The organism is Pseudomonas triclosanedens (genome assembly GCF_026686735.1).
Taxonomy (GTDB): domain Bacteria; phylum Pseudomonadota; class Gammaproteobacteria; order Pseudomonadales; family Pseudomonadaceae; genus Pseudomonas; species Pseudomonas triclosanedens.
On sequence record NZ_CP113432.1, the window covers coordinates 5,072,118 to 5,087,522 of the forward strand.

The 15,405-nt window shown below is 65.5% G+C and carries 14 protein-coding genes; 8 read left to right on the forward strand and 6 right to left on the reverse strand.

The features are described 5' to 3' along the window. Window positions 1–124 precede the first annotated feature (124 nt). The 4 genes from OU419_RS23505 to OU419_RS23520 form a co-directional block, all read right to left on the reverse strand. Window positions 125–394, reverse strand: a complete 270-nt coding sequence (locus OU419_RS23505) for a FeoC-like transcriptional regulator (protein WP_254476652.1) — start codon at window positions 392–394, stop codon at window positions 125–127. Beyond that, window positions 394–2,688 carry a Fe(2+) transporter permease subunit FeoB gene (feoB, locus tag OU419_RS23510; protein ID WP_254476651.1) on the reverse strand — a complete coding sequence of 765 codons (2,295 nt, stop codon included), beginning with the start codon at window positions 2,686–2,688 and terminating at the stop codon, window positions 394–396. The genes OU419_RS23505 and feoB overlap by 1 nt, the downstream gene beginning before the upstream one ends. A 6-nt stretch (window positions 2,689–2,694) precedes the next feature. Next, window positions 2,695–2,922, reverse strand: a complete 228-nt coding sequence (feoA, locus tag OU419_RS23515; RefSeq protein WP_254476650.1) for a ferrous iron transporter A — start codon at window positions 2,920–2,922, stop codon at window positions 2,695–2,697. 552 nt (window positions 2,923–3,474) lie between these two features. Beyond that, on the reverse strand, window positions 3,475–4,314 hold the full coding sequence (locus OU419_RS23520; protein ID WP_254476649.1) for an ATPase: 840 nt from the start codon (window positions 4,312–4,314) through the stop codon (window positions 3,475–3,477). Window positions 4,315–4,564: 250 nt separating this feature from the next. On the opposite strand from OU419_RS23520, the gene OU419_RS23525 reads away from it, so the two are divergent. After that, window positions 4,565–4,852: a hypothetical protein gene (locus tag OU419_RS23525; RefSeq protein WP_254476670.1), complete on the forward strand. Its 288-nt coding sequence runs from the start codon at window positions 4,565–4,567 to the stop codon at window positions 4,850–4,852. 20 nt (window positions 4,853–4,872) lie between these two features. Here the strand turns inward: OU419_RS23525 and OU419_RS23530 are convergent, their stop codons facing one another. Next, window positions 4,873–5,862 (reverse strand): NAD-dependent epimerase/dehydratase family protein, encoded by a 990-nt coding sequence (locus tag OU419_RS23530; RefSeq protein WP_254476648.1) that lies wholly within the window; start codon window positions 5,860–5,862, stop codon window positions 4,873–4,875. A gap of 189 nt (window positions 5,863–6,051) precedes the next feature. Between OU419_RS23530 and OU419_RS23535 the strand changes: the two genes are divergently transcribed. Continuing rightward, on the forward strand, window positions 6,052–7,113 hold the full coding sequence (locus OU419_RS23535) for a saccharopine dehydrogenase family protein (RefSeq protein WP_254476647.1): 1,062 nt from the start codon (window positions 6,052–6,054) through the stop codon (window positions 7,111–7,113). Here OU419_RS23535 and OU419_RS23540 read toward each other — a convergent pair whose 3' ends face one another. After that, the gene (locus OU419_RS23540; RefSeq protein ID WP_254476646.1) at window positions 7,114–8,016 is read right to left on the reverse strand and encodes a LysR family transcriptional regulator ArgP; all 903 of its coding nucleotides are present in this window, start codon (window positions 8,014–8,016) and stop codon (window positions 7,114–7,116) included. A 94-nt stretch (window positions 8,017–8,110) separates the two neighbouring features. Here OU419_RS23540 and OU419_RS23545 point away from each other — a divergent pair, with 94 nt between their 5' ends. The 6 genes from OU419_RS23545 to OU419_RS23570 all read left to right on the forward strand — a co-directional run bounded on the left by OU419_RS23545 (window position 8,111) and on the right by OU419_RS23570 (window position 15,399). Beyond that, window positions 8,111–8,521 (forward strand): ACT domain-containing protein, encoded by a 411-nt coding sequence (locus OU419_RS23545; protein WP_254476645.1) that lies wholly within the window; start codon window positions 8,111–8,113, stop codon window positions 8,519–8,521. Window positions 8,522–8,525: 4 nt separating this feature from the next. Further along, a complete protein-coding gene (locus OU419_RS23550; protein WP_254476644.1) occupies window positions 8,526–9,128 on the forward strand; it encodes a LysE/ArgO family amino acid transporter in 603 nt (200 codons plus the stop codon). Between the two features lie 304 nt (window positions 9,129–9,432). Then, window positions 9,433–10,014: a superoxide dismutase [Fe] gene (sodB, locus tag OU419_RS23555; protein WP_254476643.1), complete on the forward strand. Its 582-nt coding sequence runs from the start codon at window positions 9,433–9,435 to the stop codon at window positions 10,012–10,014. Between the two features lie 191 nt (window positions 10,015–10,205). Then, window positions 10,206–12,284, forward strand: coding sequence for a putative bifunctional diguanylate cyclase/phosphodiesterase (locus tag OU419_RS23560; RefSeq protein ID WP_254476642.1), 2,079 nt, complete (start codon window positions 10,206–10,208; stop codon window positions 12,282–12,284). A gap of 160 nt (window positions 12,285–12,444) precedes the next feature. Next, window positions 12,445–13,785 carry an imelysin family protein gene (locus OU419_RS23565; RefSeq protein WP_254476641.1) on the forward strand — a complete coding sequence of 447 codons (1,341 nt, stop codon included), beginning with the start codon at window positions 12,445–12,447 and terminating at the stop codon, window positions 13,783–13,785. 189 nt (window positions 13,786–13,974) lie between these two features. Further along, entirely contained in the window at window positions 13,975–15,399 is a 1,425-nt protein-coding gene (locus OU419_RS23570) for a di-heme oxidoreductase family protein (protein WP_254476640.1), read from the forward strand. The last annotated feature ends 6 nt before the right edge of the window (window positions 15,400–15,405 follow it).

Sequence of the window (15,405 nt, forward strand, 5' to 3'; positions counted from 1 at the left end):
GCCGGATAACCCGCTCCGACCGAATTGCTGCACGTAGGATGGTGCGGAGCGCAGCGATACCCATCAATCCGTGGCAGCAACCGCATGGGTATCGCTTAGGCTCCACCCATCCTACGGTTCGAGTTCAGTTGGTGATCCAGCGCAAGGGCATGGCGTCGTCGCGACCGGCCAGGCGATATCCGGTGGTCGAGCAGCGCGTGGCTTCCGAGCAGCCCTTGCAACCCCCGCAGGAAGACGGTTCTGGTACGACCTTCTCCACCACCCCCATCGCCAGCAGCCGCTCCAGCAGCGCTTCGAGCAGGGCATGCGAAGCGCCGAGGCGCCGGGCGAGCGTCGGCACGTCCGCCTCTCCCATCTCACCGAGCAGGTTGCGCAGTGCGATTGCCGTGGCCATCAGTGGCAGCTCCCCGGCGGCGCTGGACGCAGTTCACGCTCGCCATCCAGCTCCAGGCCTCGCCGGCCGACCCAGCGCAGGATCAGGAACAGCATGAGGTTGAACGCCAACACCAGACCGATAGCTACCGTGCTGTACTGCGGGTGATCGGCGAAGCTGAACACCTGGTAGCAGAGCGTCGCCAGCGAGTACGCGACATTCAGCCCCCAGAACACCGAGAAGCTCATCCAGCCGCGCCCGCTTTCCCGCGAGAGCGCGCCAAGGGTCGCCACGCAGGGCACATAGAGCAGCACGAACACCAGGTAGCTGTACGCGGCCAACGGGCTGCCGAACTTGGCGGCGAAGGTCCCCATCGAACCCTCCTCCATCTCGCCATCGGCCATGCTCGCGGCTACCGGGTTGGCCAGCACGCTGAGGCTGAAGGCGTCGCGCAGGCCATCCAGGGTGTCCGCCCCGGCCTGCTTCAACTGGCCCCAGAGGTCGTACGAGTCGGCGTCGAAGGCTTCGCCCTGGATGTGCTCCGCGGTATAGAGCGTGTTCAGCGTGCCGACCACCACCTCCTTGGCCAGCGCGCCAGTGACCAGGCCGACCGTGGCCTGCCAGTTGTCCGGCTGCACGCCCATCGGCGCCAGCAGCGGAGTGACCTTGTGGCTGAGGCTGGAGAGCGCCGAATCGGCGATGTCGCCCTGTACCGGACGCCCCTCAAGGGTAATGCTGTTGAGCCCACCGATGACCAGACTGACCAGCACGATCACCGTACCGGCACGCACCACGAAACTGCGCAGGCGCATCCAGGTCTGCAGCAGCAGGCTGCGCAGGTGCGGTACGTGATAGAGCGGCAGCTCCATCACGAACGGCGATGCCTCGCCGCGCATCAGCGTGTGCTTGAGCAGCAGCCCGGTGAGCACCGCTACCACGATGCCCAGCAGATACAGCGAGAAGATCGCCAGCGCGCCCTGCTGGCCGAAGAAAGCCGCGGCGAATACGGCAAAGATCGCCAGCCGCGCTCCGCAGGACATGAACGGCGCCATCATCGATGTCATCAGTCGCTCGCGCTGGCTGTCCAGGGTACGGGTGCCCATGATCGACGGAACGTTGCAGCCGAAGCCGACGATCAGCGGCACGAACGACTTGCCCGGCAGGCCAAGCGCCTGCATCAGCCGGTCCATGACGAAGGCCGCGCGCGCCATGTAGCCGGAGTCCTCCAGCAGGGCGAGGAACAGGTACATCAGACCGATCTGCGGAATCAGCGGCAGCACCGCGTTGATGCCACCACCCAGCCCCTGCGCGAGCAACGCGGTAAGCCAGTCCGGCGAGCCGGTGCGTGCGCCCAGCCATTGGATGCCGTCGATGAACAGCGCCGACGAACCCTGATCGAAGATCGGCTGCAACGCACCACCCAGGGTGATCGCGAAGAAGAACATCAGGTACATCACGAGAAGGAAGATCGGGATGCCCAGCCAGCGATCGAGGACGATGCGATCCAGCCATTGTGTCAGGCGGTGCGGCTCGGCGTGGCGGTGGTTGCTGGCCCGCTCGCAGAGCTCGCCGATAAGCCGGTAGCGGGCATCCACCAGCAGCAGCTCGGGGTCTTCGCCGGTGCCGCAACGGATCGCATCGCGGGCAGCCAGTAGGCGATCCGGCGCAACGCCAAGCTGGCGTGCGCTGTACAGGTCACCCTCCAGCGCCAGCAGGGCCAGCCAGCCGTCGGTCGCGGGCGCGCCGGCCGGCAGCAGTTGGGTCATGGCGTCTCGCAGCGACGCGGGATATGGCACCTGCATCGGTTGCTGCGGTGCCAGGCCATCGATGGCCGCCTTCAGGGCATCAAGCCCTTCGCCGCGGGTCGACACCAGCGGCACCACCGGGCAGCCAAGCGCATGGGACAGCGCCTCGATGTCGATTCGCAGCCCCTGCGTCCTGGCGATATCGAGCATGTTCAGAGCGACGATGCAGGGCAGGCCCATCTCCCGCAGTTGCACGGTGAGGTAGAGGTTGCGTTCGAGATTGGTGGCGTCGACGACGTTGATCAGCACGTCCACTTCACCACTGACGATGCAGCGGCGGGCGATCTGTTCGTCGAGAGATGCCTGGGCGGAAATGGTGGTGAGCGAGTAGGTGCCGGGCAAGTCGATCAACCGGACCGCCTGGCGCGGCGTACGGAAGTTGCCTTCCTTGCGCTCCACTGTAACGCCGGCCCAGTTCCCCACTCGCTGCCGCGAGCCGGTGAGCTGGTTGAACAACGTGGTCTTGCCCGCATTGGGGTTGCCGATCAGGCCGATGCGCAGTTCGTCCATGTCGGCTCAGTCCTGCACGACGAGTTGGAGAAACGCCAGATCACGGCGACGCAGCACCAGGCTGCACTGGCGAGTGTCCACCTGCACCGGATCGCCCAGCGGCGCGACCCGCCGCACATGCAACTCGGCGCCCGGCAAAAGCCCCATCGCGAACAGACGCTGCCGGAACGCCGCGCCGATCCCCGGCCGGTATCCAGTGATGCGATAGCGGCGGTGCGCTTGAAGATCGTGCATGGTGCCTCCGGACGAATCTGCCTGACCAGGAGAATCAGAATGACTCTCATTTGTTCGGCATTATTCGCCCCGGTTCCGTTCTGGAAACTGATCTGAGACAAGCATTGCGATCAGCAGCCACTAAAGAGACGACACCACAAAAAAGCCCCCGGTCCTTACCGCGCGGAGGCCGATCGTGCTGCGGCTGCAGTATCAGGATCTCGCCGTAGCAAGCGCGGCCGCTTCCGGGTTCGGATCCTTGGCCGGTTCGGCTGCCTTGGCCTGGATGTCTTGCCCCTCATCTTCCCGGGTGCAGGCAGCACTGGCGAAACCGCTGAGAGCAGCGGAGCAGGAGACGGGGGCGGCAAGGGCGACGAGTTTTTTCAGGAGCCTGAATGGGCACGCTTCGAGTTGCAGGGCCTGGACGCTACGAGAACTGACACCAGCGCGGTGATGACGGCAAATCGCAGTCAGAAAAACTCCACAACGAACAGAGAAACAACCTGCGAATCAGACGAGCACGGGGAGACCACGCCCCATCCCCAGGCAACATGGTCTCACCGAAATACCCGCTCAGCGTGCGCTCAGTTGTTGCTGCAGGTTCTGTACCTGCGCCTGCAAGGTGTTGATGTTGCGCATCACCTGGCTGCGGAAGGCATCGAACTCCGCAGTGTTACCGCCCTGCTGACTCTGCCGGCCATCGACCTCCGAGCGCAGCACCAGCAGGTCGTCCTGCAAGCTCTTGATTGCCTGGCTCTGGTTGCCCTGCTTCTTGAGGTTGGCGATTTCCGTGTTGAGCCCCTGGATCTGCTGATTGGCGGCGGCAAGATCGCTTTGCATGGCCTTGAACTTGCCCTGTTCGTCGGACAACGCCTTGAGCTTGCCATCGAGCTGCGCGATCAGTTGCGCGGCGCTTTCCTGCTGGGCCTTCAGGTCGGCGCTGATCTGGTCCAGGCGCTTGCCCTGCTGGCCGTCGAGCTGCGTCAGCGAAGCCTGCTGGGCCCGGGCCTGCTCGGCCAGTTTGCCCTGCAACTGCTTGACCTGCAGCTTCAGCGCCTCGCGATCGCTGGTGCCGTTGGACTCATTGGCGACGAACTTGCCGCGGATGTCGTCGAGGCGCCCGGCGGCCTCCTCGCTGATCTTGGCGAAGCTCTCCTGGGTGGCGATCAGTTGCTGCTCCATCAACATCAGTTGCTGGTGGCTCCACCAGGCAACACCGCCCAGGGCGATGGCCATCGCGGCGACCAGCGCCCAAAGCGGAGCGGTGCCGCCGCCGCGTTTCACCGGCTGCGGTACCGGCCTACCGCTGGGCTCGACCACGCGGCGCGGGTGATGACCGAACTCGTCGCGATCGGCGGCGTCGGTAGAAAGGCTGGGCACATCATCGAATTCGTCGAACGTGTCGTTACGCATGGAGTGAACCTGTGGATTGGTGCGGCGTGTTGCCTGCGCTGCGCGCAGTATATCCGTTCGCGTGACAGCTAGAGCATCGTGCCATCAGAGTGCGTGGCGCACCTTGGCGGCGCACAGAAGACCTCCCCCGCACTCGTGCAGTTCCCACCACGCCCCGCAGATAGTGGCTTTGCGACATCGTGGCACGCGTCTTGCCCCGCCAAGGTACTCGGCGCCGCTTTGGCGCCCTTCGCGGGGAGGAAGTCGGGTGATCGAACTCAACAAGGCCGTCCTGGACTGCATGCGCGAGCTGCGCCGTCGTCTGCGTGAAGAGCAGGCACTGGAAATCCACTACCAGCAGAGCGACGCCATCGAGCGAATGCTGCGCGCCTGCGCCGACTCCGCGCGGGAAGAAACGCGCCGGCTGGGAGAACGCCTGAGTGAACTGAGTGGTGTGAAACTGCCGCGCGTAGTGCAGGAGCCGAGCTTCCTGCCCGCATCCGGCGGCGAACGGCAGTATTCCGGCCCCTTGCGCGGCGGAGCCCGTGCCACGCGCTAGCCGTTCACAGCCAGGAGCGCTCAGGCACCGCGCTGGCGCCACCAGTCGCAGAACTCGTCCAGCGCGTCCCACAGGCTGGCCTGCGGGTCATAGTCGAGGAATTGGCGGGCACGGGAGATATCCAGGCTGAAATCCTTGGCCATCACCGCCATGCCCAACCGGTGCAGGGTGGGCTCCGGGCGACCGGGCAACACCTTGCACACTCCCTCGTTGAGCAGTGCCAGGCTGTATGCCAGCGGATAAGGCATGTGCCGCGTCACCGGCGGCATGTCCAGATTGCGCAGCACATAGTTGACCACGTCCCACAACGGCAGCGGCTGGCCATTGCTGATGTTGTAGGCCTGACCGAGCGCCGCGTCGCCCGCCATCAGACTGGCGAACAGCGCATCGTTGAGGTTCTGCACGCTGGTGAAGTCCACCCGGTTCAGCCCCTGGCCGATGATGCGCAGGCGGCCCTTGCGGTGCGCGGCGATCATCCGCGGGAAGATGCTGGTATCGCCAGCACCGGTAACGAAGCGCGGCCGCAGCGCCAGCACCTCCAGGCCGAACTCCTGGGCGCCGAGGGCGACCAGTTCGGACTGGTACTTGGTCGAACCGTAGTGGTTGGCGAAGCGCCTGGGCACCTGCTCTTCACTGATGCCGACGTGGGCCTGGCCGTCGAAGTAGATCGATGGCGACGACAGGTGCACCAGGCGCCGGACCTTCTGCTTCAGGCAGGCTTCGACCACCGCTTCGGTCATGACCACGTTGGCCTGGTGGAAATACTCGTGGCTGCCCCACACCCCCACGGCGCCGGCGCAATGCACCACCGCATCGACATCGGCGCACAGCGAGCGCACTAGCGCCGGGTCAGCCAGGTCGCCGGCCATGAACTCGGCACCACGCGCAACCAGGGGCTGCAATGCCTCCGCGCGCCGTCCATTCACCCGTACCGCAAGCCCCTGTTCCAGCGCGAAACGAGCGAAACGCCCGCCGATGAACCCGCTGGCTCCGGTGACCAGAATCTTCATGCACGCCACTCCCGTTCTTGTTGTCCGGCGACTCTAGCAGGCCCCCGCCGGCATCACTCTGGCCCTGCACGCCAGAAACGAATCCTTGCAGACCGCGCGCGTCCACGAGGGTTGCACGACTTGCGATCGGCGACTGACCGGCGGCGAATGAGGCTACTCTTCTGGGATACCACCATCGCGAGGCTCACCATGAGCAATACCCACTGGATGATCTACGGCGCCAACGGCTACACCGGCCGACTGGTCGCCGAAGAGGCACAGCGTCAGGGGCTGACGCCGATTCTCGCCGGGCGCAACCCGGCCAGCCTGCACGCGCTGGGCAGCGTGCTGGGCCTGGAATGCCGGGTGTTCGACCTCGCCGACCGCGACGCCACTCACGCCGCGCTGAACGGCGTGGCGGTCGTCGCCAACTGCGCCGGCCCATTCTCCGCCACCGCTGCGCCAATGATCGAGGCCTGCATTGCCAGTGGCGCGCATTACGTGGACATCACTGGCGAAATCAGCGTATTCGAACACGCTCACGGCCTTGACGAAGTCGCACGCGCGGCGGGTATCGCGCTTTGCCCGGGCGTCGGCTTCGATGTGATCCCCACCGACTGCATCGCCGCCTGCCTGAAGGAAGCGATGCCCGAAGCGACTCACCTGGCACTGGGCTTCGACACCGGCAGCGGGCTGTCGCCCGGCACGGCAAAAACCACGGTGGAAGGCCTCAAGCTGGGCGGCAAGATCCGCGAAGCCGGACAGCTGCGGGATGTCCCGCTGGGTTACAAACGCCGCGACATCGACTTCGGCCGCGGGCTCAAGCACGCCGTGACCATCCCCTGGGGCGACGTGGCCACAGCCTTCTACTCCACCGGGATCGGCGACATCGAGGTCTACCTGCCTGTGCCGCCGGCCGCCGCCATCGGCATGCGAGCGATGGACAAGCTGCGCCCACTGCTCGGTCGAGAACGGGTCCAGGAATGGTTGAAGGCGCAGGTGGACAAGCGTGTCGCCGGCCCCGATGAACTCACCCGCAGCCGCCTGCGCACCTGGGTCTGGGGCGAGGTCCGTAACGCCCGCGGCGAGCGCCGCACGGCCCGCCTCGAAACCGCCAACGGTTACGACGTGACCATACATGGCGTACTGCTCGCCGTTCGCCACCTGCTGGCGCAGCCTGGCGCCGCCGGGTACTTCACCCCGTCGAAGCTGTTCGGTGCCCGCTGCGTCGAACAACTGCCCGGCAGCGGCGGTATCGCCATCCGCGGCTGATCACTGCGCGATCGGCACCAGCAATGCCGGCGCGCGCCGGCGCAGGTGTGCGGTCAACGCGGCAAGCAGTTCGCCGCCGTTGCGCCAGTGGTGCCAGTACAGCGGCACGTCGATCACCCGCCCCGGCAGCAACTCCAGCAACTCGCCGCGCGCCAGTTCGCCCTGTACCTGCTGCTCGGGCACCAGGCCCCAGCCGAGGCCGCCGCTGGTCATTCGCACGAAGCCCTCGGACGATGGGCACAAGTGATAGCTGAAATGGCCGTCCACCCCTAGGCTCTTGAGGTAGCGGTGCTGCAACTGGTCGTCCGGGCCGTAGACGATGGCCGGGGCCGCCGTGATCGTCTCCGCCGTCACGCCATGCGGGAAGTGCCGCTCGATGAACTCCGGGCTGGCCAGCCCGCGATAGCGCATCGCCCCCAACGGCTCACAGCGCCCGCCCGCCACCGGGCGCGGGCTGGCGCAGACGCAGCCGGCCACCTCACCGGCGCGCATGCGCTTGAGGCCGACCTCCTGGTCTTCCACCACGAGGTCCAGCAACACGCGGCGCTCGCCGCAGAAGTCGCCCACCGCGTGGGCCCACCAGGTCGCCAGGCTGTCGGCATTGAGAGCCAGACGCAGGCGCTCGGGCGCCGCACCGTCATCCAGCGTCGGAACCCACTGCTGCAGGTCGCCCTCCAGCAGGCGCACCTGTTGCACATGGTTGAGCAGCCTGCGCCCCAGCTCGGTCGGTTGCGGCCGCGCTGAGCGCACCAGCACCGGCTGACCGACTCGTGCTTCAAGCAGCTTGATGCGCTGGGAAATCGCCGACTGCGACAGCCCCAGCACCTGAGCACCGCGCTCGAATCCCCCCTGCTCCACCACGGCGGCCAGTGCGGCGAGCAGCTTGTAGTCGAACATGATCAATTTTCCTAATGAGATATCAGCAACATTGGTTTTTCTTATACATCCAGAATCCTCACAATCGCCAGCAACTCCCCCACTTTCATGGACTTCTCCAATGGCTGGCGAAACCTCCCTGGCCGCGTTGCTGCGCGGCATGCAACCGGTACTCAACGACGGCGAGTACGTGTACTGCACCTTGCCGCCCGACAGTGCGGCGCCGGCAGGACTGAACCCGCTGGGCAGCTTCCGCGAACAGGAAGGCCAGACACTGATTCTCGAACGCGCAGACGCCGAACGGGCCGGGCTCGGATTCGACTACGTGGCCGCCTGGCTGACCCTGGAAGTGCACTCGGCGCTGCAAGCGGTGGGCTTGACCGCGGCGGTGGCCGGAGCGCTGACGAAGGCCGGGATCAGTTGCAACGTGGTCGCTGCCTGGTACCACGACCACCTGTTCGTCGCTCACGCCGACGGGCCGCGCGCGCTGGAAGTGCTGCGCGCCCTAGCCCGCGATCCCGCAGGAGCCTGACATCATGTGGCAGAGTTATCTCAACGGAGTACTGGTGGCCGCCGGCCTGATCATCGCCATCGGTGCGCAGAACGCCTTCGTCCTGGCCCAGAGCCTGCGCCGCGAACACCACCTGTCGGTGGCCACGCTCTGCGTGTTGTGCGACGCCATCCTGGTCAGCGCCGGGGTATTCGGCCTGGCCAGGATCCTCGCGGAAAACCCCACGCTATTGGCCATCGCCCGCTGGGGCGGCGTCACCTTCCTGCTCTGGTACGGGCTCAAGGCACTGCGCCGGGCGATTGCGCCGGAAGCGATGGCCGATGCTTCGCAGACCGGCCCGCGCTCGCGGCGCACAGTGCTGATGGCGGCACTGGCGGTCACGCTGCTCAACCCGCACGTATACCTCGACACTGTGTTGCTGATCGGCTCACTCGGCGCGCAGCAGGCGGCGCCCGGTGCCTATGCACTGGGTGCGGCCAGCGCCTCGCTATTGTGGTTCTTCACCCTTGCCCTCGGCGCCGCCTGGCTCGCGCCCTGGCTGGCGAGGCCAGCCACCTGGCGGCTGGTGGACCTGATGGTCGCGGTGATGATGCTGGGCATGGCGGCGCAACTGGTGTTCGCCACCTGAACGGAAAAAGTCCGAACGACATTCCGTCATCCCTGTCACTGCATAGTAAGGGCGATGCCAATGCGGCCGCTGCTCAGGGCCTTTGCCCCTACAGATGCTGCGTGGATATGCCACAGGTCGGGTGCTATGATCCGACCTTCGCGGCGCTGGCGGCCAAGGCTGCCAGACGCAACTGGCGCGCTGCCCAATCCCTCGCGGACCATTGCAGCTACGCCCGGATGCCGCGACAAACACCGAACCGGCCCCGTGTACCGGTCGCGCGTTCGCCGCGCTAGCCCAGACTGAGTGAGATAGGAGAGACAACATGGCTTTCGAATTGCCGCCGCTGCCTTACGCGAAGAATGCCCTTGAGCCGCACATTTCCGCGGAAACCCTGGAATTCCACCACGACAAGCACCACAACACCTACGTCGTGAACCTGAACAACCTGATTCCGGGCACCGAATTCGAAGGCAAGAGCCTGGAAGACATCGTCAAGACCTCTTCCGGCGGCATCTTCAACAACGCAGCCCAGGTGTGGAACCACACCTTCTACTGGAACTGCCTGAGCCCCAACGGCGGTGGCCAGCCCACCGGCGCCCTGGCTGACGCCATCAACGCCGCGTTCGGTTCCTTCGACAAGTTCAAGGAAGAGTTCAGCAAGACCTCCATCGGCACCTTCGGCTCCGGCTGGGGCTGGCTGGTGAAGAAAGCCGACGGTTCCCTGGCCCTGGCCAGCACCATCGGCGCCGGCTGCCCGCTGACCAGCGGCGACACCCCCCTGCTGACCTGCGACGTATGGGAACACGCCTACTACATCGACTACCGCAACCTGCGTCCGAAGTACGTCGAGGCGTTCTGGAACCTGGTGAACTGGGACTTCGTAGCGAAAAACTTCGCTGCCTGATCCACTCCAGCGTGACACTGAAACCCGGCCTAGTGCCGGGTTTCTGCGTTCTGTGCGCGCAGCGGACCGGGCTCGGCTAACCTGAAGGGTCATAGCCGTCAAAAACACAACGATGGCCCTTTGACGTCATTGCGCCAATTGCCAATACTCAGACCAGTCTTTCGCCCCTGGCGATGAACAAGGAAAGCCCCTTGAAACTGGACCCTCGGCACAGCCTCTCCCTCAAGCTGCTGCGAATGGTATTACTCGCGGCCCTCGTGGTCGGGGTGGTACTCAGTTGTGCCCAGATCGTCTTCGATGCCTACAAGGCGCGCCAGGCAGTTCACAACGATGCGCAGCGCATCCTGGCGATGGTCCGCGACCCCTCTACCCAGGCCGTCTACAGCCTGGACCGGGACATGGCGATGCAGGTCCTCGAAGGGCTGTTCCAGCACGAGGCCGTGCGCTACGCCGCCATCGGCCACCCCGACGAGCCCATGCTGGCGGAAAAATCCCGTCCGCTGCTGGACTCCTCCACCCGCTGGCTGACCGACCCGATCCTTGGCGCGGAGCAGAACTACTCCATCCGCCTCGCCGGTCGCGGCGGCTCCAAGGAGTACTACGGCGACCTGCGGATCACCCTGGACACCGCGCCCTACGGCGAAGACTTCGTCACCACCTCGGGGATCATCTTCCTCTCCGGCATTCTCCGCGCCCTGGCCATGAGCCTGGTGCTGTTCATGGTCTACCACTGGCTGCTGACCAAACCGCTGTCGAAGATCATCGAGCACCTCGCCGCGATCAACCCGGACCGCCCCAGCCAGCACAAGCTGCCGATGCCCTCGGGGCACGAGAAGGACGAACTGGGCCTGTGGATCAACACCGCCAACCAGTTGCTATCCTCCATCGAACGCAACGGCCACCTGCGCCGCGAGGCCGAGGACAGCCTGCTGCGCATCTCGCAGTACGACTTCCTCACCGGCCTGCCCAACCGCAAGCTCCTGCAGCAGCGCCTGGACCAGATTCTCGAGGGCGCCTCGCGGCTACAACGCCGCGTCGCCGTGCTGTGCCTGGGGCTGGATGACTTCAAGGGCATCAACGAGCAGTACAGCTACCAGTTCGGCGATCAGTTGCTGATCGCCCTGGCAGATCGCCTGCGCACCCGCAGCGCGCACCTGGGTGCCCTGGCGCGCCTGGGCGGCGACCAGTTCGCCCTGGTCCAGGCGGATATCGAGCAACCCTACGAAGCCGCCGAACTGGCTCAGCAGATCCTCGACGACCTCGAAGCGCCCTTCGAACTCGACCAGCACATGGTCCACCTGCGCGCCACTATCGGCATCACGCTGTTCCCCGAGGACGGCGAGACCACCGAGAAGCTGCTGCAGAAGGCCGAGCAGACCATGACCCTGGCCAAGACACGCTCGCGCAACCGCTACCAGTTCTACATCGCCAGCGTCGACAGCGAGATGCGCCGCCGCCGCGAGCTGGAAAAGGACCTGCGCGAAGCACTTGCCCGCGGCGAACTGCACCTGGTCTATCAGCCACAGGTGGACTACCGCGACCACCGTGTAGTCGGCGTGGAAGCTCTGCTGCGCTGGCAGCACCCGACCCAGGGCTGGGTCGCGCCAGACCTGTTCATTCCGCTGGCGGAACAGAATGGCAGTATCTTCAGCATCGGCGAATGGGTGCTCGACCAGTCCTGCCGCCAACTGCGCGAATGGCACGACCAGGGCTTCGACGACCTTCGGCTGGCGGTCAACCTGTCCACCGTGCAGCTACGCCACAACGCCCTGCCGCGGGTGGTCAGCAACCTGTTGCAGATGCACCGCCTGCCGCCGCGCTCGCTGGAACTGGAGATCACCGAAACCGGCCTGATGGAGGACATCTCCACCGCCGCCCAGCACCTGCTCAGCCTGCGCCGCGCGGGTGCGCTGATCGCCATCGACGACTTCGGCACCGGCTACTCCTCGCTGAGCTATCTCAAGAGCCTGCCGCTGGACAAGATCAAGATCGACAAGAGCTTCGTCCAGGACCTGCTGCTGGACGACGACGACGCCACCATCGTTCGCGCCATCATCCAGCTGGGCAAGAGCCTGGGCATGCAGGTAATCGCCGAGGGCGTGGAGACCGTCGAGCAGGAGGCATACATCATTGCCCAGGGTTGCCACGAGGGGCAGGGCTACCTGTACAGCAAGCCGCTGCCGGCCCGCGAGCTGACCCTCTACCTCAAGCAGGCCCGGCGTCTGGCCGAAGCCGCAGGCGGCTCCGGCGGATCGATGGAACGGCACTGACGCCGTCCTATCCCACACCCCGACCTTCCCCCTGATGGCGCCGCGGCATGGCGGCGCCTTCGAACTCTCTTTTCAAAAATGCAAATCTTTCGCATTATGTTGCAGTTTTTCTTGCGCACCCCATTTTCATGCGCCTCCTACACATCCAAAGGAACCCGTCATGACTCGTATGCCCTGGGCCACTGCCAGCCTGCTCGCCATCGCCATTTCCCTCGCCGGCTGCGGCGATGACAAGAAAGCCGCAGCTCCCGCGAACCAGGCCGCCACGCCGGCAGCCAGCACCCAGAGCAGCGCACCGGCGGCCAAGGTCGACGAAGCCGCAGTCAAGGCCGTGGTGAAGAACTACGCCGACATCGCCGAAGCCACCTTCGGCGACGCCCTGATCACCGCCAAGGCCCTGCAGAGCGCCGTCGACGCGCTGATCGCCAACCCCAGCGAAGAAACCCTCAAAGCCGCCCGCCAAGCCTGGCTGGCCGCCCGCAAGCCCTACTCGCAGAGCGAAGGCTTCCGCTTCGGCAACGCCATCGTCGACGACTGGGAAGGCGCAGTTAACGCCTGGCCGCTGGACGAAGGCCTGATCGACTACGTTGCCAAGGACTACCAGCATGCCGAAGGCAATGCCGGCGCCACCGCCAACATCATCGCCAACACCGAAATCCAGGTCGGCGAAGACAAGATCGACGTAAAGGAAATCACCGGCGAGAAGCTGCTGAGCCTGAACGAACTGGGCGGCTCCGAAGCCAACGTTGCCACCGGCTACCACGCCATCGAATTCCTCCTCTGGGGCCAGGACCTGAACGGCACCGGCCCTGGCGCCGGCAACCGTCCGTACACCGACTACGTACAGGGCAAGGACTGCACCGGCGGCCATTGCGACCGTCGCGCCCAGTACCTGAAGGCCGTCACCGACCTGCTGGTCGCGCAGATGGAAGAAATGGCCGGCAACTGGAAGGCCGGCGTAGCCGACAACTACCGCGCCAAGCTGGAGGCCGATAGCGCCGACAATAACCTGCGCAAGATGTTCTTCGGCCTGGGCAGCCTGTCCCTGGGCGAACTGGCCGGCGAGCGCATGAAGGTCGCGCTGGAAGCCAACTCCACCGAAGACGAGCACGACTGCTTCAGCGACGATACCCACCACACCCTGTTCTTCGATGCCAAGGGTATCCGCAACATCTACACCGGCGAGTACAAGCGTGTGGATGGCAGCGTGGTGAAGGGCCCGAGCCTGTCTGACCTGGTGGCCAAGGCCGATCCGGCTGCCGATACCGCGCTGAAGGCCGACCTGGAAGCCACCGAAGCGAAGATGCAGGCCATCGTCGACCGCGCGGAGAAGGACGGCGTGCACTTCGACCAGATGATCGCCCCGGACGCCAAGGACGATCAGCAGAAGATCCGCGACGCCATCGCCTCGCTGGTCAAGCAGACCGGCAGCATCGAGAAGGCCGCTACCGCGGTTGGCGTGCAGGATCTGAAGCCGGACACCGCCGATCACCAGTTCTGATCCGAGGCGTTTCGACAGTGCTGCGGCGTCAGGCCGCAGCACTGCTCCGGACAAGGCGAGGCCCCGTACTGCGGGGCTTCGTCGTTTCTGGCGTAGAAAAGGTTCGTTCTCAAATACAAATTTTTCATATTTGCATTTGAAGCCCCTGATAAGATTGCGTGCTGCTTTAACCGCTCTGGATACCCGCCGATGTTCCACCGCCGCGCCGCCCTGCGACTCGTACCGCTGCTGTCCACCCTCGCTCTCGCAGCCTGCAAGCCCGAAACCTCGCAGCACGCCGTGGCCGAACCAGGCGAAGCACTCTCCGGCGGTGCCGCCACGGTCGGCCAGAGCGATCGCAACGCCTACTCCATGCCCTCGGCCAACCTGACGCCGAGCCGCCGCCTGGACTTCAGCGTCGGCAACAGTTTCTTCCGCAACCCCTGGGTGATCGCCCCCTCCACCACGACCGCCCGCGACGGCCTCGGCCCGCTGTTCAACACCAACGCCTGCCAGAACTGCCACATCAAGGACGGCCGTGGGCATCCGCCGGAACTCAACGACATCAACGCGGTGTCGATGCTGGTGCGCCTGTCGATTCCGGCCGGCCCCGAGGATGCGCGCACGCTCAAACGTCTGGGGGTGGTGCCCGAGCCGGTGTACGGCAGCCAGTTGCAGGACTCGGCCATCCCCGGCGTCGAGCCCGAAGGCAAGGTGCGCGTCGAATACGATCCGTTGCCGGTGACATTCAAGGACGGCACCGTGATCGAGTTGCGCAAGCCCAGGCTGCGCATCAGCGACCTGAACTATGGTCCGATGCACCCCGACACCCAGTTCTCTGCCCGTGTCGCACCGCCGATGATCGGTCTCGGCCTGCTGGAGTCGATTTCCGAGGCGGACATCCTGGCCAACGAGGACCCGGACGATAGAAACGGCGACGGTATCCGTGGCCGTGCCAACCGCGTATGGGACGACGCCCGCCAGCAGACCGTGCTGGGCCGCTTCGGCTGGAAAGCCGGGCAACCCGACGTCGCCCAGCAGAACGCCCACGCTTTCTCCGGCGACATGGGCCTGACCACCGACCTGCAGCCCAACGACGATTGCACCGCCGCGCAGACCGCCTGCCGCAATGCCATCGATGGCGGCAAGCCCGAGGTCGGCCAGCACATCTTCAACCAGGTCGCCTTCTACGCGCGCAACCTCGCGGTACCGGCGCGGCGCAAGGTCGACGACTCGCAGGTGCTCGCCGGCAAGGGGCTGTTCTTCGACAGCGGCTGTGCCGGTTGCCACACCCCGAAATTCACCACCGGACCGAACGCCGCCGAGCCGGAGCTGGCCAACCAGCTCATTCGCCCCTACAGCGACCTGCTGCTGCATGACATGGGCGACGGACTCGCGGACAATCGCCCGGAATTTCTCGCCAGTGGACGTGACTGGCGCACGCCGCCGCTGTGGGGCATCGGCCTGACCGAAACGGTCAACGGCCATACCCAGTTCCTCCACGACGGCCGCGCCCGCAACCTGCTGGAAGCCGTGCTCTGGCACGGTGGCGAAGCCGAAGCGGCGAAGCAGCGGGTCCTGGCCTTCGATGCCGGACAGCGCGACGCACTTCTGGCGTTTCTGAATTCACTCTAAGGAGCC